Source organism: Burkholderia sp. AU31624, assembly GCF_020420065.1.
Classification (GTDB): Bacteria; Pseudomonadota; Gammaproteobacteria; order Burkholderiales; family Burkholderiaceae; genus Burkholderia.
Genome location: NZ_JAIZRT010000006.1, coordinates 233961 through 253893, shown reverse-complemented (window position 1 = coordinate 253893; position 19933 = coordinate 233961). Strand labels below are relative to the sequence as shown.

Here is a 19933-nt window from a genome sequence, read left to right as displayed (position 1 = left end):
CCCGCCGCGCCGCAAAATTTTGCACAATGGCGGCAGCGCGGCCGTTGCCGCGATTCCCCCCGGAGAACCCGGCCAGCCGGACCGGGCCCGAACCGATACCCGGCACCGACGTGCCGCCGCCCGCCGCCATGGACCAACCGAAACGCATCCTGATCGTCGAGGACGACGCCGATATCGCCGATGTACTGAGCCTGCACCTGCGCGACGAGCGCTACGAGGTCGTGCACAGCGCGGACGGCGCCGAGGGGCTGCGCCTGCTCGAACAGGGCGGCTGGGATGCGCTGATCCTCGACCTGATGCTGCCGGGCGTCGACGGCCTCGAAATCTGCCGGCGCGCGCGTGCGATGACGCGCTACACGCCGATCATCATCACCAGTGCGCGTTCGAGCGAGGTGCATCGGATCCTCGGCCTCGAGCTCGGCGCCGACGACTATCTGGCCAAGCCGTTCTCGGTGCTCGAACTCGTCGCGCGCGTGAAGGCGCTGCTGCGGCGCGTCGATGCGCTGGCGCGCGATTCGCGGATCGACGCGGGCACGCTCGACGTCGCGGGGCTGGCGATCGACCCGATCGCGCGCGAGGCGAGCGTGGACGGCGCGCGCATCGACCTCACGCCGCGCGAATTCGACCTGCTGTATTTCTTCGCGCGGCATCCGGGCAAGGTGTTCTCGCGGATGGACCTGCTCAATGCCGTGTGGGGTTACCAGCACGAAGGCTACGAGCACACGGTCAACACCCACATCAACCGGCTGCGCGCGAAGATCGAGGCCGATCCGGCCGAGCCCGTGCGGATCCTCACCGTGTGGGGCCGCGGCTACAAGCTCGCCGCGCCGGGCCAGCGGGACGCATGATGAAGCTCACCCTTACCCAGCGGCTGTCGCTCGTGTTCTCGGTGCTGCTGCTTGCGTGCTCGGGCGCGTCCGCGTGGCTGCAGATCCGCGCGAACGACATGCGCGAGCAGGAAGTCGTGCAGGGGCTGTCGCGCGACCTGGCCGCCAACATCGTCAACAGCGTGACCCACAGCGCGCCGCTGATGGACGCGAACGGGCTGCGGCCGGACGCCGTGCGCACGCTGTTCGGGCAGTTGATGGGCGTGAACCCGAGCGTCGAGGTGTATCTGCTCGACAACGCGGGGCGGATCAAGGGCGACGATGCGCCGCCCGGCCACGTGAAGCGCGAGCGCGTCGATCTCGCGCCCGTGCAGCGCTTCATCGCGGGCGAGCCGCTGCCGATCCTCGGCGACGACCCGCGCAGCCCCGATGCGCGCAAGGTGTTCAGCGCCGCGCCGCTGCAGCTGGCGGGGCAGCCGCCGTCGGGCTACATCTACGTGGTGCTGCTCGGCGAGGCGCACGACCAGCTGGCCGCGCGTGTCGACGCCGGCAACGTGTTGCGCACGACGCTGTGGTCGATGGCGCTGGTCGCGCTGCTCGGCCTGCTCGCGGGCCTCACCGCATTCAGCTTCATCACGCGTCCGCTGCGCCGGCTGACGGACGCGATGCGCCGCTTCGACGCGAACGGCACGCCCGACACGCAGCCGCCGGTGCCGCGCTCGCGGCCGGGCCGGCGCGGCGACGACATCGTGGTGCTCGAATCCGCATTCGCGCAGATGGCCGACCGGATCGGCGACCAGTGGCGCGCGCTGACGCACCAGGACCAGCAGCGGCGCGAACTGATCACGAACATCTCGCACGACCTGCGCACGCCGCTTACGTCGCTGCACGGCTACCTGGAGACGCTGTCGCTGAAGTCGGACACGCTCGCCGAAAACGAGCGGCGGCGTTACCTGTCGATCGCGCTCGCGCAAAGCGCGAAGGTCGGCCGGCTCGCGCAGGCGCTGTTCGAGCTCGCGCGGCTGGAATCGGGCGGTGTGCAGGCCGAGCGCGAGCCGTTCTCGCTCGTCGACCTCGTGCAGGACGTGTTCCAGAAATTCGAGCTGACCGCGCAGGCGCGCGGCGTCGCGCTGCATGCGCGGATTCCGCCGCGGGTGCCGGTCGTGTCGGCCGATCTCGGGATGATCGAGCGCGTGCTGACCAACCTGCTTGACAACGCGCTGCGGCACACGCCCGCGCACGGCGAGGTCGAGGTCGCGCTCGAGCCGCGCGGCGACCGCGTGCTCGTGACCGTGGCCGATACCGGCGAAGGGATTCCGGCGGCGCGGCGCGAAGGGCTGTTCCAGCGGCCGCAGCGACCGATGAGCGGCGGCGCGGTGACGAGCGGCGGGCTCGGGCTGCTGATCGTGCACCGGATGCTGGCGCTCAACGGCAGCCGTATCCGGCTGGTCGACCGGGCCGGGCGCGGGGCGGTGTTCGAGTTCGCGCTGGCGGTGGCCACCCCTGCGGCCGGCGACGGGCGCTGACCGTCCCCAGGCAATGCCCGCGTTCAACCGCCGCGCTTGCGCCGCACGTCGCTCGGCGTCATCCCTGTCCAGCGCTTGAACGCGTGGCGGAACCCCACCGCGTCGCTGAAGCCGAGCGTCGATGCGATGTCCTCGGTGCTGAGCGTGGTCGTGCTGAGATAGTCGATCGCGAGCGCCTTGCGCACGCTCGCCAGCAGTTCGCTGTACGACGTGCCTTCGGCTTCGAGCTTGCGGCGCAGCGTGCGCGACGTGATGCACAGGATCGCCGCGATCGCGTCGATGTCCGGAAACTGCCCGGGCGTGCGCGTGAGTTCCTGGTACACGCGCCGCGTGACGCCGGCCTGGCTGCGCAATTCGTCGAGCAGGCTCGCGCAATGCGACGACACCTGCGCGGCGGTGATCGGATTCGCGAGCTGCGGCGCGCGCGTGAGCCAGGCGGCCGGGTAGCTGAGCACATGATGCGGCTGGTCGAAGGCGATCGGGCATTCGAGCGCGTCGGCCAGCCGCGCCGCGTGCGCCGGCTGCGGCTGCGCGAACTGCGCGCGCGCCGGCACGCACCACGCCCCCATCACGTCCTTGATGATCGTCACGTGCAGCGCGAACTGCATGTCGATCAGGAAACGGTACAGCGGCTCGTCGAGGTCGGGGAGCGCGACTTCGTGCCGGTCGGGAAACTGCCACGACACGATGTCGCCCTGTTCGACCCAGCGGATCGCGAGCATGCCGTTCGCGAGCCGGTGATACTTGACGGCGGATTCGAACGCGTGCGCGAGCGATTCCGAACACAGCATCGCGTAGCCGTACATCCCGTAGCTCGACGCGTGCAGCCGGTGGCCGACGCGCACGCCGAGATCGGTGCCGTCGTAGCGGCCGATCGCATTGCGCGCGGCCGTGAGGAACTGCAGCGGCGACGTGAGCGTGAACGGGTCCGCGACGGCGGCCGGCGTGAGACCGGTGCCGTCGAGCACCGCGGCCGGGTCGAGGCCGGCTTGCGTGGCCACGTCGAGCAGCACGGCCAGCTTGGCCGGCGTGAAGCGCTGCTGGCGCAACGCGTGGGTCGGCTCGACGTCCGGCAGGCGGGCTGCGCGGGCGGTCGTCGGGGTCAAGAGCGCACTGCGCGGCATGGGAGCATCCTGCGTCCGAATCGATATCGTTGACGGCACGCAATTCTGCTCGGGATCGGTCCCATGCGCCACAGGGTTCACCCTGATGCGCGCGCCGGTGCGACCCGGTGCAGCGGGCGTCGGTGGCACCCCTGCCGCCGCAGCCGGCCTGGCGCGTGCCGGCCGGCCAGGTCGGCGGTGTCCGCCGACGTTACCTGGACAGGTGCGGCCCGTATGTCCGTTTCGATCATCTTTTCGGCCGCCCGGATCATTTTCAAAGTGCGCCGCGCGGGCGATAGTCGCCGATCAGGCGATGGTCCGCGCTTCTCCGGCGTGCAGGCCGTCGTGCGAACGGCGCGGCCGGCGCGCCGTCCCCCGTGGAGTGAGACATGACGAAGAGACACTGGACCGGGTCGTATGGCTCGATCCCCGCCGAGATCGATCCCGATCGCTTTCCTTCCGTAAGCGCGTTGCTGGACGACGCAATGCGCCGATTCGCCGGTCGCCCGGCGTTCCACTCGTATGGCCGCACGCTGACCTATGGCGACGTCGATCGCCTGTCGACCGCGCTGGCCGCCTATCTGCAGCAGGTCGTGGGCGTGCGCAAGGGCGATCGCGTGGCCGTGATGCTGCCGAACGTGCTCGCGTTTGCGGTCGCGTTCGTCGCGGTCGCGAAGATCGGTGCGATCCAGGTCAACGTGAACCCGCTCTACACGGCGCGCGAGCTCGAGCATCAGCTGAACGACGCGGGTGTCGAGGTCGCGCTGGTGTGCGGCGGGTCGATGGGCACGTTCGCCGAAGTGGTCGGCGGCACGCGCGTGCGTACCGTGCTGAGCGTCGGGCGCGGCGATCTCGGCGTCGTCGATGCGCCGGCCGGGACATGCGACGCGCTGCCGCCCGGTTCGATCCCGCTCGCGGATGCGATTGCCGCCGGCGAATCGCTCGCGCTCGAGCCGGTTGCGCTCGGCGGCGCGGACCTGCTGCTGCTGCAGTACACGGGCGGCACGACCGGCTTGTCGAAGGGCGCGGCGCTGTCGCACCGCAACCTCGTCGCGAACATCGAGCAGTTCGGGGCGATCGTGCCGGCCGCGCGCGTGCCGGGCGAGGAGGTCGTCGTCACGGCGATCCCGATGTATCACATCTTCGCGCTGACGGTGAACTTCCTGTCCTACTTCGCGATCGGTGCGCAGAACTGGCTGATCGCGAACCCGCGCGACATGGACGGCTTCATCGACGTGCTGAAGGCCGCGCGGCCGACGGTGTTCGTCGGCGTGAACACGCTGTACGCGGGGCTCGCCGGCCATCCGCGCCTGACGGAAGTCGACTGGTCGCGGCTGAAGCTGTCGGCCGGCGGCGGCGCGGCCGTGATCGACGTGATCTCGTCGCGCTGGAAGGCGGTGACGGGCAACTTCATCCGCGAGGGCTACGGGCTGTCGGAAACGTCGCCGGTCGTGTCGTTCAACCCGCAGTCGATCGACTCGTTCACGGGCACCACCGGCCTGCCGCTGCCGTCGACCGACGTGAAGCTGCTCGACGACCAGGACAACGAGGTGGCGATCGGCGGCGCAGGCGAGATCTGCGTGAAGGGGCCGCAGGTGATGGGCGGCTACTGGCGGAAACCGGACGCGAACGCGGCCGCGTTCACGGCCGACGGCTATTTCCGCACCGGCGACGTCGGCGTGTTCGACGAAGCCGGGTTCCTGCGGATCGTCGACCGCAAGAAGGACATGATCATCGTGTCGGGCTTCAACGTGTATCCGAACGAGGTGGAAGCGGTCGCGACCGCCGTGCCGGGCGTGGCCGAATGCGCGTGCATCGGCGTGCCGGACGCGCGCACGGGCGAGGCGGTGAAACTGTTCGTGGTGCTGGCGCAGGACGCCGACGTGACGGAGGAGCAACTCGTCGCGCATTGCCGCGAGAGCCTCGCGGGCTACAAGGTGCCGAAGCTGATTCGCTTCGTCGACCGGCTGCCGAAGTCGACCGTCGGCAAGATCCTGCGCCGGGAACTCAGCCGCACCGACTGATGGCGTCGGCGCGCCGCGCCGCGCAGTGTCCGGCGTGCCGATAGCCCGGAAGCCTCCGCGCGGGCCGCTCAAGTACAATGCGAGCGGTTCGATCGACGGGGACGCGATGACCGGTTCAGATTCACTTTCCGCCCAGCCCGGGCCCGCACCCGGGCGGACGCTGCCGTCGCCGAGCGCGACGGTGCCGATCTCGCTCGTCAACGGCTTCCTCGCGAGCGCGGCCGTGCAGCGCGACGTGGTCGAGCGCTACCTGGGCGGGGCCGGCATCCCGATCGAGCTGCTCGGCGAACCGCACGCGCGCGTGACGGAGGAACAGTTCTCGACGCTGTACCGCACGCTCGCGATCGAACTCGACGACGAGATGCCCGGCATCTTCTCGCGCCCGCTGCGCGGCGGTACGCTGAAGTACCTGTGCCTGAGCCTGCTCGACGCGCGCAACCTCGAAACGGCGCTGCATCGTTTCGGGCAATTCTTCCATATCCTGCTCGACGATTTCTTCGTCGAATCGAAGCGCGACGGCCTCGTCGCGCAGACGGTGCTGCGCCCGAACGACGCCATCGGCCCGATCGGCGCGCTCGGCCAGGAGCTGATGCTCAAGCTCGTGCACGGCGTGTGCTCCTGGCTGATCGGGCAGAAGATCCCGTTGCTGCAGATCGAGTTCGCGTGCCCGCGGCCGCGCCATGCGGTCGAGCACCTGTACTTCTTCACCGGCGCCGTGCGGTTCGACTGCGAGCGCACGCTGATGCGTTTCAGCGCGGATTACCTCGACGCGCCGATCCGGCAGAGCAAGCGCAACCTGCGCAAGTTCCTCGCGCGCGCACCGGGCGACTGGATCTTCGAATCGTTCAGCGAACAACTCGTGTGCCATCGCGTGCGGCAGTACCTGTCGGAAGCGTTGCCCGACCTGCCGGTGATCGACCAGGCGGCCGAGCACCTGCATTGCTCGGTGCGCACGCTGAGCCGCCACCTGGCCGCCGAAGGGACGACGTTCCAGGCGCTCAAGGACGAACTGCGGCGCGACATCGCGATCCAGCGGCTGACCGATACGCCCGACACGATCGCGGCGATCGGCGCCGACATCGGCTTCGACGATCCGAGCGCGTTCCATCGCGCGTTCCGGCACTGGACAGGGAGCACGCCGGGCACTTACCGGCGGCGCGCGTAACGCGTCATGCGTCATGCGTCTTGCATCGCTTCAAGGTAGCCGGTTCCCATAACCGGATACCTTCGCGCGCTCCCATGGACGGCTCCCCTGGGCGGGACGGTTTACGAATCGGCGGGACAGGCAGGGCGGCCGTTGCCGAAGCTGCGCACCGTGCTCGCGATCCGCGTGGCGAACTGCTCGATCATGCGCTGTTGCACCCGCACCATGTCCGCGTAGCCGCCGGGTGCCGCCTCGTTGAGCCGCGTGCTGCACGAAATGCGCGTGCCCGGCGTGCCCGGCGTGTCCTGCTGCACGCCGACGACCCAATCCGCTTCGAACTGGGCCATGCTGCCGGGCCACGCATCGAAGCGGCGCACCTGCGTGCGGATGCTCATGACGGTCTGGTTCGACGGACGCGGCAGGCCGGTGACATTGCGCGCGCCCAGCTGCTCGACGAGCGCCGACGAAAGCGCCGCGCGCAGCTCGTCGCCGAGCGGCGCGACCCAGCGTTCGTTGTCGAGTATCCGCGCGGCGCCGGTCCCGCTGCGCACGACCATCTGCTGCTGGTCGAGCTGGGCGGGGATGCCGACCGGCAACACGTTGATCGCCAGCGGCGCCGCGGCGCGCGCGGTGGTCGACGTTGCCGTTGTCGTCGCGGACGTGGCCGGCGAGACCAGCGTGTAGTAATGCACCGGGTTCGACGCGCAGGCGGTCAGCGCGATGGCGGCGCCGGCGCCCAGGGCGATCGTCCTGGCGCGAATCGGGAAGCTCATGGTTGTCGTGGCTCCTGCTGGACAGGCGAGGTGGAAGGGGCGACCGGCGCGATCGGCGCGTGATCGGCGCCGGTGCCCCGGAGCAGCGCGTCGGGACGGCGGCCCAGCATGTCGGTGAGCGTGCGCAACGAGCGCGCTGTGCGCTGGACTTCGGTCAGCGTGTTCGTGAGGTTTTCCTGAAGCGGGCCGTCCTCGGCGATGCCCTGGCGCAACGCGCCGAACGTCTGGTTCGCCTGGTCGAGCGCGCGCGTCGTCGACGGCAGCACCTGGCCGTTGACCTGCCTGAGCGTCGCGTCCAGGTTCGTCAGGCTCGAATCGACATGCTTGCCGATCGACGCCAGCGGCAGCTTGTTGATCTTGTCGACGATGTCGGCGAGCTGCTCCGGCAGCTTGTCGAACGTACTCGGCACGGTGGGCAACGTCAGCGGCGTGGCATTCGCATCGAACGGCACCTTCGGCGCGTTCTTCACGAAATCGAACGAAATGTAGAGCTGCTCCGTCAGCAGGTTGCCGGTACGCGCCTGCGCACGGAGCCCATGCTCGACCAGGCCCGCGAGAAACTGGGCCGCGCGCGGATTGCCGTTGCCTTCGGTCTTCTGCAGCTTCTCGATGACGGGGCCGAGCCGATACGGATAGACCTTGACCATGACGATGGACTGGAAGCGCCGGGTGCTACGGTCGAAGTCGAGCTGGGTCGACACCACCTTGCCCATGTTGACGCCGGAGAATTCCACCGGCGCCCCGACCGCGAGCCCGCGCAACGGCTGCGCGAAACGGAGTCGAATGAGTTGGGATGGGCCGTCCGGGGCCGCCATCGCGGACGTTTCGTTGTCGGCGAGCGTAAACAGGTGGTTTGCACGGGCCGCCGCCGCATCGCTGTCTTCCGGCGTCGCGAACGCGATGCCGCCGCCCACGATCGTCGCGACCGACTGGGTCTTCAGCTTCAGGCCGTTCGCGTCGAGCGACAGATCCATCCCGCTCGCGTTCCAGAAGCGCGTATCGGTCGTCACCAGCCGGTCGTACGGCGCATCGATGAACACCTGCAGGTTCATGTCGCGGCGCTGCATGTCGAGCTTGTACGACGCGACGTGCCCGACCATCAGGTGGCGGTAATAGACCGGCGAGCCGATATCGAGCGAGCCGAGATCGGTGGCGCGCAGCGCGAAGCTCGTCCCCGGCATGCCGTTGATGACGGTGGGCGGCGTCTCGAGCCCGGTGTAGGCCTTGCGCGATTGCGTCGAGCCGCCCGTGTCCATGCCGATGTAAGCGCCGGAGAACAGCGTATCGATGCCCGATACGCCGCTCATGCCGACGCGCGGCCGCACGACCCAGAAGCGCGTGTCGTCGCGAATGAGGTTGCGCGCATTCTTCACGAACGCGACCGTAGCGACGACGTGCGAACTGTCGTCGCTCAGCGAGATGGCGGTCACGGTGCCGATCACGACGTCCTTGTACTTGACGGGCGTCTTGCCGGCTTCGAGGCCTTGCGCGGTGTTGAACGTGATCGTGATTTCCGGTCCGACGGACAACCACGCGTGGATCACCATCGACAGGCCGATCAATGCCGCGACGAGCGGCACGAGCCAGACGAGCGACAGCCGCAGGCGGTTGCGCGTCACGGGCGGGTCGTGGGGTTCGAGGCCTTGCGGGCCGGATGGAGGATTCATGCTTCTTCGGCGTCCCAAATGAGGCGTGGGTCAAAACTCATCGCTGACAGCATCGTGAGAATGACGACCATGCCGAAAAACAAAATGCCGGCGCGCGGCTCGATCTCGGACAGCGGACCGAACTTCACCAGCGCACAGATGATCGCGACGACCAGCACGTCGAGCATCGACCAGTAGCCGACCAGCTCGACCGCGCGATACAGCACGGCCCGCTCGCGCATGGCCGACACGCTGCGCCGGCCCGTCGTGACGAGCAACATGCCGAGCGCGAGAAACTTCGTGCACGGCACGACGACGCTCGCGATGAAGATCACTGACGCGATGCCGTACGAGCCGGCTTTCCAGAACACCACGACGCCGCTGAGAATCGTCGATTCGCTGTGGCTGCCGAGCAGCGTGGTGCGCATCACCGGCAACAGGTTGGCCGGGAGATAGAAGATCAGGCTGGCGATCAGCAGCGCCCACGCGCGCACGAGGCTGTCCGGGCGACGCGCGTGCAGCGCCGACCCGCAGCGCGGGCAGCGTGCCGCTTCGGCGCCACGCGCGTGCACATCCTGCGCGGCGCAGGCATGGGTCCGGCAGACGAGGCCGCACGCATGGCACCCGACCATGCCCATCTGACTGGCGCGCACGGGCAGGCTCACGAGCGGCCTCCGGCGGGTTCCACCGGCACGACCCAGTCCCACAGCTGGCGCGCATCGTGGCCCGCGATCAGCGGGATCAGCACCATCAGCACGGCCGTGGCCCACAAGCCCGCGCCGGGAATGATCTGCATGATGCTGGACAGCTTGATGATGGCGATCAGGATGCCGAGCAATCCGACCTCGATCATGCTCCACGGCCGCAGCGCGACGAGCAGCCGCATCAGCGGGCCGAACGCGGGCGCGCGATGCCCGGCGCGGGCAAACGCCAGCAACCAGATCAGCGTGGCGATCTGCAGGAACGGCACCACCACGATGGCGAGCGCCGTCGGAATCGCGATCGGCGCGGCGTAGCCTTTGGCCAGCGCGAGCGCGGATTGCCACAGCGTGGCTTCGCTGTGCAGCCCCTGCACGCTGATCCGCATGATCGGGCAGAGGTTGGCGATGGCAAACACCACGCCTGCCGCCATCGCCAGCGCGAGCCACCGGTCGATATCGAGCCAGCTCGAGCGAAACAGCACCGCCGAACAGCGCTCGCACCGCGCGACCTCGTGCGGCGCCAGCGCGCGGCGTCGGTAGACGCTGTCGCAATGCTCACAGGCGATCAGGGCTGGAAACGTGTCCATGGGTTCGTGTTGCTCGCGCATGCGGTCTCGGTGATGGGCTTCGCAGTGTGCTTCGCGTCGATGGACGCTTTGGTGCGGTTTGATGGAGAAATGATGGAGGCGGAGCGGGCTTGAAGGCGTTGCGTCTCCATCGATGGCGATCGCCTCATGCCTTGGCGGAAATGGCGCGGAGTTCCTCGAGATCGAGGTCGCGCGTCAGTTCGTGTAGCGTGTGCTCGTCGATGTCGCCGGCGCGGTAGAGGCGCATGAGCTCGGCCCGTCCCGCCGCGATCAGTTCCAGCACGGTGTCCGAACGCGCCACGAGGTGGGGCTTGTATTCGTCGGCGTGCCGCGCGTAGCGGGCCATGTCCTCGGCCTTGTGCCGGTGAATGTCCAGGAGCATCGGGTGAACGAGTTCGCCTGCCGCGTTGTAGGCCCGTTTTGCCATCAACTCGTACTGCACCTTGGCGATCACGGCCTGCGCCTCGCTCATGCTCAGGCGAGGCTGGTCGCTTTCCGGCGCCGCGAGCCCGGTCCAGCGGATCACGGCGCCGAGCGATTGCCCCTGCACCAGCACGGTGGCGAGGATGACGGCGATGGCGGTGACGAGGATGAAATCGCGCCCCGGAAAACTCTCCGGCAGGCTGGCGGCGAGCGTCAGGGTGATCACCCCGCGCATCCCGGCCCAGCTCAATACCGTGGCATCGGCCAGCCCGAGCGGATGGAAGCGGGTCACGCCCAGCTTGCGCAGCACGATGAGCGCGCCGTCCGACACATACACCCACGCAAACCGCGCGAGGATGACGGCCAGCACGACGATCAGCACCGGCACGCCCATCTCCGCGAGCATCGAGTCGAGCCCGTCGCCCCGCTGGATCAACTCATGCAGCGAGGATCCGATGATCAGGAACACGAACGCCTCGAGAATGAAGATCGTGACGGACCAGAAGCCGGTGCCGTACAGGCGCGCCGACGCGCCGAGCACGCGGTGCTGGAACCAGGCGCAGATGAGCCCCGTCGTCACCGTGGCGATCACCCCCGACACGTGGAAGCGCTCGGCCAGCAGATAGGAGCCCCACGCACACAGCGGGCCGGCGGCGATGATCAGGCTGTCTTCGTCGAGATGGCGCATCAGGATCACCCAGGCGCCCCCCACGAGCGCGCCGACCAGTACGCCGCCCAGCGCCAGCAGGGCGAAGCTGCCGAGGGCTTCGGCCGGACTGAACAGGCCCGTCACGCCCGCGGCCACCGCGAAGCGGAACAGCACGAGGCCCGTTGCGTCGTTGAACAGGCTCTCGCCCTCCAGGAGGATCAGGAGGCGGCGCGGCAGGTTCACCTGCTGCAGCGCGGCGCGGGCCGACACCGCATCCGGCGGCGCGACCAGCGCGCCCAGGGCCGCGCAGGCCGCCCAGGGCAGGGCGGGCACGAGCCAGTGGGCGACGAGGGCCACCACGGTCGTGGTGAAGAGCACCGCCCCGATCGCCAACGCGCCGACGCCCAGCATGTGCCGGCGCAGATGGTCGAGTGAGATGCCCAGCGCGCTGTCCATCAGCAACGGGGGCAGAAAAATCACCAGCACCAGTTCCGGATCGATATGCACCTCGGGCAGGCCGGGCAGAAAGGCGATGAAACCGCCGCCGATGATCAGCGCGACGGCAGGGGGCAGCCCGAGCTTGTGCCCGACGTAGTGCAAGACAAGGATCGCCAGGAGCAGCGCGATCATCAATTCGAAAATAGCCATGGTGAGGGTTCTGTAGTCGGCGCTTCAGCGCTTCGGTGGTGAGTGGCCCATGAGCGCTTCGGCCGGATGGAAGGCGCACTGAGCGGCCCGGTTTCCAGGAGCCGGAGAGCGTCGGCGCCCGGCCGGGAGCGGGAAGGGCGTCACGTCTATGTCGTGATCCGCGCAAAGTCGATGCAGGCGATGTGAATCGCGAGAATCATCGCGGACGCGTTCGTCGGCCGGCCATTTCGCGCGCTTGGACGAAATATCTCGTCGCCCGGGGTGATGGGCACCCCGCTCATCGCGCATATCCCTGCCCGTCTGGCGAATCCTTTGTGCCAGTTTTGATAGCCGTAATGTCCGCCCGTCGAATCCCGCCACGAAAGCACCACCGTGCTGGACGTCGGTTGATCCAGGATATCGATCGTCGCGCTGCATCTCGATCGATCGCCCGAAGTCACCTTTCTGCGTGAATCGACCACGCCATCCTTGCGCTGCCGGTTGATGCGCGCGCCGTCGCTGCATGCGTTGAGCGAGTGCATCATGTGGCGCCAACGTTCCTCCGGTTCGATTGCGTCGATCGGAATCGACGTTACGCGGCCGATCCGTGCATCGTCGCTGCTTTCCCGTTCGCGAGCATCGCCATCGATCGACGAAGAGACATTGCCCTGATTGCTCATTTCGACCCTCGCTGCGCGCATGCGGTTGATCAGATCTCTGGAAAAGGCGTTTTTCCGATAACGATTCGAAAACAACGGAACCGCAGCGTGGCACGCCGGCGTGCAATGCGCGTCGGCCTGTTGCTACGAGCCCGTTCTGCGCGCCAGTCTGACGAGATCGACGATCGTCGCGACCAGCGCGGCCAGCAATACGGCTGCCAGCATCGGATAGCTCGGCGTCTCCCGGATCATCACCGCGATCGGGTTGCCGGTCGCCGGAGACGACACGGCCAGGATCAGGCCGTAGGCGACGAACCATCCGGTCGCGATCGTCAGCACGACAGCAACCATCAGGAGTCCGACGATCCTCGCCCCGCGCCGCCGCGATCCGTGACGCGCATTCACTGCGTGCTGCGCAGCCGGTAGCCGACCCCGCGCATCACCTCCGGCATCCCGGACGCGCCCGCGCATTCGAGCTTCTTGCGCAGCCGGCTGATGTGGCTGTCGACGGTGCGCTCCAGCGCATCGACGTCGGCGAGGCAGGCGTCGATCAGTTCGCTGCGCGTGAACACGCGGTTCGGCGAGCCGGCCAGGTGCGCGAGCAGCCGGAATTCGGTCAACGTCAGCGAGACGCCGGTTGCTCCGGTGTCGGTGCGAACCGTGGTCAGATAGCTTTGCGTGTCGATTTCAAGGTTGCCGACCTTGATGAAGCGCCCGGACGTGGCCGTTTCGAAACGACGCAGGATCGCGCGGATGCGCGCGACCACCTCGGCCGGATTGAACGGCTTCGTGATGTAGTCGTCCGCGCCGAAACGCAGCCCCTGCAAGCGATCGATCTCGCGGTCGAGCGCCGTGATGATGACGATCGGCGTGTCGCTGCGGCGGCGCAGTTCGACCAGGACTTCCCAGCCGTCCTTCTTCGGCATCCTGACGTCGAGCAGGATCAGGTCGGGCTTCAGGACGGGCTCCACGTCGAGCACGGCCTGGCCGTGATCGACGCGGTAGGTGCGAAAGCCGTCGTGGGCGAGGTACGCGTCGAGTATGTCGGCGATCTCCGGATCGTCTTCGGCAATGAGTATCAGAGGGTTCATCGGGTTCACTGGAAGTGAGCGTGTCCTTGGGCGGGCCGGCGGCGCGGCACGTGCGCCGCCGGACTTCACCGTGCTTTCGGTCGTCGCGGACGGATGGGCGACGGCCCATTGCTCAGTTTTTTGCCACGCTGTTGGCGGGGGGCACGTCGGTGTCGGTCAGCCCGCCACCGAGCGCCTTGTAGAGCGCGACCGCGTTGCCCAGTTCGGCGTTGCGCAGATCCAGCAACGTCTGGCGCGCGGCATACAGCTGGCGCTGCGAGTCGAGCAGTTCCAGCCGATCCTCGATGCCGGCGCGATAGCGCAGGTTCACGAGATCGGTCCGGCGCTCGGCACTCTTGACGACCTTGGTCTGCGCGTCGATCTGGCGGCTGAAGGTCTCGCGCCCGGCGAGGCCGTCGGCCACTTCGCGGAACGCGGTCTGGATCGAGCGTTCGTACTCGACGACCGCGCTGGACTTGCGCACTTCCGCGAGATTCAGCTCGGAACGCAGCCGGCCGCCCTGGAAGATCGGCAGCGTGACCTGCGGCGCGAAACTCCACACGCGCTGGCCGCCGTCGAACAGGCTGCCCAGCCCCGGGCTGAGGAAGCCGATCGACGACGTCAGCGACAGGCGCGGGAAGAATGCCGCGCGCGCCGCGCCGATGTCGGCGTTGGCGGCGACGAGATTCTGCTCGGCCTGCTGGATGTCCGGCCGGCGGTACAGCAGTTCCGACGGCAGTCCGGCCGGCAGCTTGGTCATCACCGGCTGGCGTTCCAGCGACAGCGGATCGGGCAGGTTCTTCGGCAGGTCGGTGCCGACCAGCAGCCGCAGCGCGTTGCCCGCCTGCTCGACGGCGCGCGAACGCGCCTCGAGATCGGCGCTGGCGCTCGCGACCTGGCCTTCGGCCTGTGCGATGTCGACGCCGCTCGCCTGGTCGGCGAGCTTGAGGCGGCGCGCGAGGTCGAGCGACTGGCGCCAGTCGTTCAGCGTGCGTTCCGACAGCGCGCGCTGCTCTTGCGCGAGGCGCTCGGCGAAATACGCGTTGGCCACGGAGCCGACGAGCGCGATCTGCACCGCCCGGCGGCCGTGATCGGTCGCGAGGTAGCGCGCGAACGCGGCATCCGACAGCGACTTCACGCGGCCGAACAGGTCGATCTCGAACGCGCTGAGACCGATGTTCACGCCGTACTGGTTCTGCGTGTTCTCGAGCAGCGGCGGGTTCGATTGCGAGTCGGCGGCCGTGCGCTGGCGCGTGAAGCTCGCGCCGGCGCCGATCGACGGCAGGCGCGCGGAACGCTGGATGCCGTACTGCGCTTCGGCGGCCTGGACGTTCAGCGCGGCCAGGCGCAGGTCGCGGTTGTTCTCGAGCGCGAGCTCGATCAGGCGCTGCAGGCGACGGTCGCCGAACATCGAGCGCCAGCCGAGATCGGCCGCGTTCGCGTGCTGGTCGGCCGCGACGGCGGTCGTATAGGCGGTCGGCACCGGCAGCTCGGGCTTGACCAGCTTCGGCGCCATCGAGCACGCCGACAGCGCGAGCGCGGCGGAAACCGCGGCGGAAAGAATGAGTAATCGCATGGCATCAACCTTCATGTTCGTGGGTCACGGCGGCGGGCTTCTTGCCGGATGCGCGCCATGCCGAGAGGCGTTCCTGGATGCTCATCACGAACACGTAGAAAACCGGAACGAAGAAAATGGCCAGCACGGTGGCGGTCACCATGCCGCCGAACACGCCGGTGCCGATCGCGTGCTGCGTCTCGGCGCTGGCGCCGGTCGCGATCATCAGCGGGACGACGCCGAGGCCGAACGCGAGCGAGGTCATCAGGATCGGGCGCAGCCGCAGCTTGGATGCCTGCACGGCCGACTCGATCAGCCCCATGCCTTCCTCGCGCAACTGCTTCGCGACTTCCACGATCAGGATCGCGTTCTTCGCCGACAGGCCGATCACGGTGATCATCCCGACCTTGAAGAACACGTCGTTCGGCATCCCGCGCAACATCACCGCGGCGAGCGCGCCGATCAGGCCGAGCGGCACCACCAGCATCACCGACAGCGGAATCGCCCAGCTCTCGTAGAGCGCCGCGAGCACCAGGAACACGACGACCATCGACAGCGCCATCAGCATCGGCGCCTGCGAAGCCGACTCACGCTCCTGCAGCGACTGGCCGGTCCACGCGACCGTGAAGCCCGGCGGCAACTGCGCGGCCAGATGCTCCATCTCGGCCATCGCCGCGCCGCTGGAGTAGCCGGGGGCCGAGCCGCCCGAGATCCGTGCGGACGGGTAACCCTGGAAGCGCACCAGTTGCAGCGGGGTTTCCGACCAGACCGGACGCACCACTTCGGACAGCGGCACCATGCCGCCGGTCGCGTTGCGCACGTAGAGCTTCATCACGTTCTCGATCTGCATGCGGGCCGGCGCATCCGCCTGGATGATCACCTGCTGCATGCGGCCCGCGTTCGGGAAGTCGTTCACGTAGGTCGAACCCATCGCGGCCGACAGCGTGTCGCTGATGGTCGTGAACGACACGCCGAGCGCTTCGGCCTTGTCGCGGTCGATGTCCAGCTTCACGCTCGTGCCGGCCGGCAGGCTGTCCGGATAGACGCCGGTCACCACCTTGCTTTGCGCGGCCAGTTCGAGCAGCTTGGCTTCAGCCGCCTTGAGTGCCGCGTAGCCCTGGTTCGCGCGATCCTGCAGGCGCATCGTGAAGCCCGAGCTGGTGCCCAGCCCGTCGATCGCCGGCGGCAACAGGCTCATGACCGTGCCTTCCGTCACGCCGCCCATCGCGGCCTGCGCGCGCATCGCTTCGTCCATCGCGTTTGCCCCGTCGCGCTTGTCCCAGTCCTTGAGCACCGCGTAGTTCAGCGCCGCGTTGGAGCCGAGGCCCGAGAAGCCGTAGCCGATGATGGAGATGCTCGACTCGATGCCCGGACGCGACGCGAGATGCTTCTCGAGGGTCTTGACCACGTCGCCCGTGCGCTCGACGGTCGAATCCGACGGGAGCAGGAAGCCGGTCATGAAGTAGCCCTGGTCTTCCTCGGGCAGGAACGACGACGGCAGCATGCGGAAGCCGAACACCAGCGCGGTGGAGATCGCGACGAACAGCAGCATCACGCGGCCCGTGCGGCCGACCAGCTTGCCGACGCGCGTTTCGTACCAGCTCGTCATGCGGTCGAAGCGGCGGTTGAACCAGCCGAAGAAGCCGCGCTTCTCGTGGTGGCCATGCTCGACCGGCTTGAGCATCGTCGCGCACAGGGCCGGCGTCAGCGTCAGCGCGAGCAGGGCCGAGAACATGATCGACACGGCCATCGACATCGTGAACTGCTGGTAAATCACGCCGACCGAACCGCTCGACATCGCCATCGGCAGGAACACGGCCGTCAGCACCAGCGTGATGCCGATGATCGCGCCGGTGATTTCCTTCATGGCCTTGATCGTCGCGTCCTTCGGCGACAGGCCTTCTTCCACCATCAGGCGTTCGACGTTCTCCACGACGACGATCGCATCGTCGACGATGATGCCGATCGCGAGCACCATGCCGAACATCGTCAGCACGTTGATTGAGAAGCCCGTCATCAGCATGACCGTGAAGGTGCCGAGCATCGCCACCGGCGCGACGATCGCCGGGATCAGCGTGTAGCGCACGTTCTGCAGGAACAGGTACATCACCAGGAACACGAGCACCATCGCTTCGATCAGCGTGTGAATCACCTTCTCGATCGAGATCTTCACGAACGGCGCGGTATCGAACGGGATCGAGTAGGTCATGCCGGACGGCATCGTCTTGGCGATCATGTCCAGTTGCTCGCGCACGGCCTCGGCGGTCTTCACCGCGTTGGCGCCCGGCGCCAGCTGCACGCCGGCGAAGGTCGCGGGTTTGCCGTTCTCGCTGTTGACGAAGGTGAACGACTGCGGGCCGAGCTCGACCCGCGCGACGTCGCCGAGCACGACCTTCGAGCCGTTCGCGTTCGCGCGCAGCACGATCTTCGCGAACTGCTCGGGCGACGTGAGCTGGCCTTGCGCGGTGAGCGGTACCGTGACGCGCTGGCCCGGCAGCGCGGGCGCCGCACCGAGGCTGCCCGGGGCGATCTGCACGTTCTGCTGGGCGACGGCCGTCGTCAGGTCGTTCATCGACAGGCCGTAGGTGATCAGCTTCTGCGGATCGACCCAGATGCGCATCGCCTGTTCGGAGCCGAACAGCTGCACCTTGCCGACGCCTTCGACACGGCGCAGGTCCTCGACGACGTTGCGCGCCATGTAGTCGGCCAGCGCGTTTTCGTCATAGCGGCCGCTGTCCGACTTCAGGCCGACGAACAACAGGAAGCCGGTGGAGGCGGACTCGACGATCACGCCGTTTTGCCGCACGACGGGCGGCAGGCGCGGCTCGACCGACTTGAGCTTGTTCTGCACCTCGACCTGCGCCATCGCCGAATCGGTGCCGGGCTTGAAGGTCGCGGTGATCTTCGCCTGGCCGGACGTATCCGACGCCGATTCGAAGTACAGCAGGTTGCGGACGCCGGACAGCTCGCGCTCGATGAGGCTCAGCACGCTGTCGGTCATCGTCTGCGGCGTGGCGCCCGGGTAGGTGGCGGTAATGGTGACGGTCGGCGGCGCGACCGACGGATAGCGCGCAACCGGCAGTTCGGGGATGGCGATCAGGCCCAGCAGGATGATGAAGAGGGCGATCACCCACGCGAAGACCGGGCGCCGGATGAAGAATTGGGACATGACTGGATGCTCCCCGTGACTCAGTGCGACGAAGCGGTCTTGACCGCTTCAGGCGCCTTCCAGGCGGTCGCCGTCACGGGCGCACCGTCGCTCAGGCGCTCCATGCCTTCGACGACGACCTTCTGGCCCGCCTGCAGACCCGACTTGATCCGATAGCTGCGGTTCGTCAGCTCGCCCACTTCGATGGCCTTCAGGTGTGCCTGGCTCTTTGCGTCGAGCACCCAGACCTGCGGCTTGCCGCCCGCGCGGACGATCGCCTGTTGCGGCACGGTCAGTGCATTCTCGAAGTGCCCGCGCGGGATGCGGGCACGCACGTACATGCCCGGCAGCAGCTCGCGCTTCGGGTTGTCGACCAGCACGCGCAGCAGCACGTCGCCGGTGCCCGGGTCGACGTTGACGCCCGAGAACAGCATGCGGCCCTTCACGTCGTAGCGCGAGTCGTCGTCGCGCAGCACGTCGACCGGCAGCCCGTTGCCCGCGGTGTCCGGCTGGGCCGCGAGCGCGCCGCGCAGCGCTTCGAGCGACGCGGCCGGCTGGCGCACGTCCACATAGACCTGGTCGATCTGCTGGATGCGTGCCATCGGCTGGCTGTCGCTGCTCGCGACGAGCGCACCCTCGGTCACGAGGGCCTGGTCGATGCGGCCCGTGATCGGCGCTTCGACGGTCGCGAACTTCAGGTCGAGCTGGCGGCGGGCGAGCGTCGCGCGCGCCTGCGCGACGTCGGCGGCAGCCTGGTCGCGTTGCGACACCGAGTCGTCGTACACCTGGCGGCTGATCGCGTCGGCCTCGACCAGCGGCTTCAGACGGGTGGTCTGCACCTTGGCCCGCGCGAGCGCGGCTTCCGCGCGTTGCAGGGCCGCCGCGGCCGTGTCCATGTCGGCCTTGAACGGCGCCGGGTTGATCTGGAACAGCGGCTGGCCGGCACGGACTTCCGTGCCCTGCTCGAACAGCCGCCGCTGCACGATGCCGCTGACCTGCGGCCGGATCTCGGCGATCCGGACAGCCGCGACGCGGCCCGGCAGGTCTTCGGTCAGGTCGAGGGGGGCGCCTGCCAGCGTCATCGCCGCAACCGGGGTGGCCGGCGCGGCGGCCTGCTGTTCGGTGGGCCCGCAGCCCGCCAGCATCGCCGCCACCAGTGCGCACACGGCGCCGTAGCAGGCTCGTTTCTGATTTTTCATGTGGACTCCATGGGACGCAGGCACCCAGTGGCCCGCATGTTCGGATCGAAGTGTGCGTGCGCCCGATGGAGTTTTTTGTGCGGAAAGATGGAGGTTCGATGGAGGGCGTGAAGGATTCGCGGAAGGGCGATTCGCAGGCGGGGCGGGCCGGAAGATGATGGGCGCCGGGGCGGCTTGGCGCTATCCGGCGGCGGGGTGGGCGGCGCGCGAGTCCCGGAATGACGCAATCGTCTGATGAAATGCCGGTGGCTGTGTGTGCCATCGGCATCCCC

At 68.2% G+C, this 19933-nt stretch carries 16 protein-coding genes; 4 read left to right on the top strand and 12 right to left on the bottom strand.

Annotated features, from left to right (window positions below; all coding sequences use genetic code 11):
* The first annotated feature begins 128 nt into the window (after window positions 1-128).
* Both LGM89_RS23060 and LGM89_RS23055 read left to right on the top strand, forming a co-directional pair.
* A complete protein-coding gene (locus LGM89_RS23060) occupies window positions 129-848 on the top strand; it encodes a response regulator transcription factor (RefSeq protein WP_039353478.1) in 720 nt (239 codons plus the stop codon).
* Window positions 848-2353, top strand: coding sequence for a sensor histidine kinase (locus LGM89_RS23055; protein ID WP_226273987.1), 1506 nt, complete (start codon window positions 848-850; stop codon window positions 2351-2353). Before LGM89_RS23060 ends, LGM89_RS23055 begins: the two co-directional genes overlap by 1 nt.
* Before the next feature lie 23 nt (window positions 2354-2376).
* Here LGM89_RS23055 and LGM89_RS23050 read toward each other — a convergent pair whose 3' ends face one another.
* Window positions 2377-3477, bottom strand: coding sequence for an AraC family transcriptional regulator (locus LGM89_RS23050; protein ID WP_089498490.1), 1101 nt, complete (start codon window positions 3475-3477; stop codon window positions 2377-2379).
* Window positions 3478-3845: 368 nt separating this feature from the next.
* Between LGM89_RS23050 and LGM89_RS23045 the strand changes: the two genes are divergently transcribed.
* Both LGM89_RS23045 and LGM89_RS23040 read left to right on the top strand, forming a co-directional pair.
* On the top strand, window positions 3846-5480 hold the full coding sequence (locus LGM89_RS23045) for an AMP-binding protein (protein WP_226273986.1): 1635 nt from the start codon (window positions 3846-3848) through the stop codon (window positions 5478-5480).
* Window positions 5481-5586: 106 nt separating this feature from the next.
* Window positions 5587-6645 carry an AraC family transcriptional regulator gene (locus tag LGM89_RS23040; protein WP_264172597.1) on the top strand — a complete coding sequence of 353 codons (1059 nt, stop codon included), beginning with the start codon at window positions 5587-5589 and terminating at the stop codon, window positions 6643-6645.
* A gap of 101 nt (window positions 6646-6746) precedes the next feature.
* Here the strand turns inward: LGM89_RS23040 and LGM89_RS23035 are convergent, their stop codons facing one another.
* The 11 genes from LGM89_RS23035 to LGM89_RS22985 all read right to left on the bottom strand — a co-directional run bounded on the left by LGM89_RS23035 (window position 6747) and on the right by LGM89_RS22985 (window position 19661).
* On the bottom strand, window positions 6747-7397 hold the full coding sequence (locus LGM89_RS23035; RefSeq protein WP_226273984.1) for a membrane integrity-associated transporter subunit PqiC: 651 nt from the start codon (window positions 7395-7397) through the stop codon (window positions 6747-6749).
* The gene (locus LGM89_RS23030; RefSeq protein WP_226273983.1) at window positions 7394-9064 is read right to left on the bottom strand and encodes an intermembrane transport protein PqiB; all 1671 of its coding nucleotides are present in this window, start codon (window positions 9062-9064) and stop codon (window positions 7394-7396) included. Before LGM89_RS23030 ends, LGM89_RS23035 begins: the two co-directional genes overlap by 4 nt.
* Window positions 9061-9708 carry a paraquat-inducible protein A gene (locus LGM89_RS23025; RefSeq protein ID WP_226206258.1) on the bottom strand — a complete coding sequence of 216 codons (648 nt, stop codon included), beginning with the start codon at window positions 9706-9708 and terminating at the stop codon, window positions 9061-9063. Before LGM89_RS23025 ends, LGM89_RS23030 begins: the two co-directional genes overlap by 4 nt.
* Window positions 9705-10352 carry a paraquat-inducible protein A gene (locus tag LGM89_RS23020; protein WP_089498496.1) on the bottom strand — a complete coding sequence of 216 codons (648 nt, stop codon included), beginning with the start codon at window positions 10350-10352 and terminating at the stop codon, window positions 9705-9707. The genes LGM89_RS23025 and LGM89_RS23020 overlap by 4 nt, the downstream gene beginning before the upstream one ends.
* 124 nt (window positions 10353-10476) lie before the next feature.
* Window positions 10477-12051, bottom strand: a complete 1575-nt coding sequence (locus tag LGM89_RS23015; RefSeq protein WP_226273982.1) for a Na+/H+ antiporter — start codon at window positions 12049-12051, stop codon at window positions 10477-10479.
* 146 nt (window positions 12052-12197) lie between these two features.
* On the bottom strand, window positions 12198-12710 hold the full coding sequence (locus tag LGM89_RS23010; protein WP_226273981.1) for a DUF3331 domain-containing protein: 513 nt from the start codon (window positions 12708-12710) through the stop codon (window positions 12198-12200).
* A gap of 123 nt (window positions 12711-12833) precedes the next feature.
* On the bottom strand, window positions 12834-13040 hold the full coding sequence (locus tag LGM89_RS23005; RefSeq protein WP_089498499.1) for a hypothetical protein: 207 nt from the start codon (window positions 13038-13040) through the stop codon (window positions 12834-12836).
* 50 nt (window positions 13041-13090) lie between these two features.
* Window positions 13091-13780: a response regulator gene (locus tag LGM89_RS23000; RefSeq protein WP_089463835.1), complete on the bottom strand. Its 690-nt coding sequence runs from the start codon at window positions 13778-13780 to the stop codon at window positions 13091-13093.
* A 112-nt stretch (window positions 13781-13892) separates the two neighbouring features.
* Window positions 13893-15335: an efflux transporter outer membrane subunit gene (locus tag LGM89_RS22995; protein ID WP_089429472.1), complete on the bottom strand. Its 1443-nt coding sequence runs from the start codon at window positions 15333-15335 to the stop codon at window positions 13893-13895.
* A 4-nt stretch (window positions 15336-15339) separates the two neighbouring features.
* A complete protein-coding gene (locus LGM89_RS22990) occupies window positions 15340-18483 on the bottom strand; it encodes a multidrug efflux RND transporter permease subunit (RefSeq protein WP_089463836.1) in 3144 nt (1047 codons plus the stop codon).
* A gap of 20 nt (window positions 18484-18503) precedes the next feature.
* The gene (locus LGM89_RS22985) at window positions 18504-19661 is read right to left on the bottom strand and encodes an efflux RND transporter periplasmic adaptor subunit (protein ID WP_089498502.1); all 1158 of its coding nucleotides are present in this window, start codon (window positions 19659-19661) and stop codon (window positions 18504-18506) included.
* Between the last annotated feature and the right edge of the window lie 272 nt (window positions 19662-19933).

Bases quoted from the DNA above. Each gene is read 5' to 3' on its own strand.
- LGM89_RS23060 (WP_039353478.1), top strand. From the start codon at position 129: ATGGACCAACCGAAACGCATCCTGATCGTCGAGGACGACGCCGATATC.
- LGM89_RS23055 (WP_226273987.1), top strand. From the start codon at position 848: ATGAAGCTCACCCTTACCCAGCGGCTGTCGCTCGTGTTCTCGGTGCTG.
- LGM89_RS23050 (WP_089498490.1), bottom strand. From the start codon at position 3,477: ATGCCGCGCAGTGCGCTCTTGACCCCGACGACCGCCCGCGCAGCCCGC.
- LGM89_RS23045 (WP_226273986.1), top strand. From the start codon at position 3,846: ATGACGAAGAGACACTGGACCGGGTCGTATGGCTCGATCCCCGCCGAG.
- LGM89_RS23040 (WP_264172597.1), top strand. From the start codon at position 5,587: ATGACCGGTTCAGATTCACTTTCCGCCCAGCCCGGGCCCGCACCCGGG.
- LGM89_RS23035 (WP_226273984.1), bottom strand. From the start codon at position 7,397: ATGAGCTTCCCGATTCGCGCCAGGACGATCGCCCTGGGCGCCGGCGCC.
- LGM89_RS23030 (WP_226273983.1), bottom strand. From the start codon at position 9,064: ATGAATCCTCCATCCGGCCCGCAAGGCCTCGAACCCCACGACCCGCCC.
- LGM89_RS23020 (WP_089498496.1), bottom strand. From the start codon at position 10,352: ATGCGCGAGCAACACGAACCCATGGACACGTTTCCAGCCCTGATCGCC.
- LGM89_RS23015 (WP_226273982.1), bottom strand. From the start codon at position 12,051: ATGGCTATTTTCGAATTGATGATCGCGCTGCTCCTGGCGATCCTTGTC.
- LGM89_RS23010 (WP_226273981.1), bottom strand. From the start codon at position 12,710: ATGAGCAATCAGGGCAATGTCTCTTCGTCGATCGATGGCGATGCTCGC.
- LGM89_RS23005 (WP_089498499.1), bottom strand. From the start codon at position 13,040: ATGGTTGCTGTCGTGCTGACGATCGCGACCGGATGGTTCGTCGCCTAC.
- LGM89_RS23000 (WP_089463835.1), bottom strand. From the start codon at position 13,780: ATGAACCCTCTGATACTCATTGCCGAAGACGATCCGGAGATCGCCGAC.
- LGM89_RS22995 (WP_089429472.1), bottom strand. From the start codon at position 15,335: ATGCGATTACTCATTCTTTCCGCCGCGGTTTCCGCCGCGCTCGCGCTG.
- LGM89_RS22990 (WP_089463836.1), bottom strand. From the start codon at position 18,483: ATGTCCCAATTCTTCATCCGGCGCCCGGTCTTCGCGTGGGTGATCGCC.
- LGM89_RS22985 (WP_089498502.1), bottom strand. From the start codon at position 19,661: ATGAAAAATCAGAAACGAGCCTGCTACGGCGCCGTGTGCGCACTGGTG.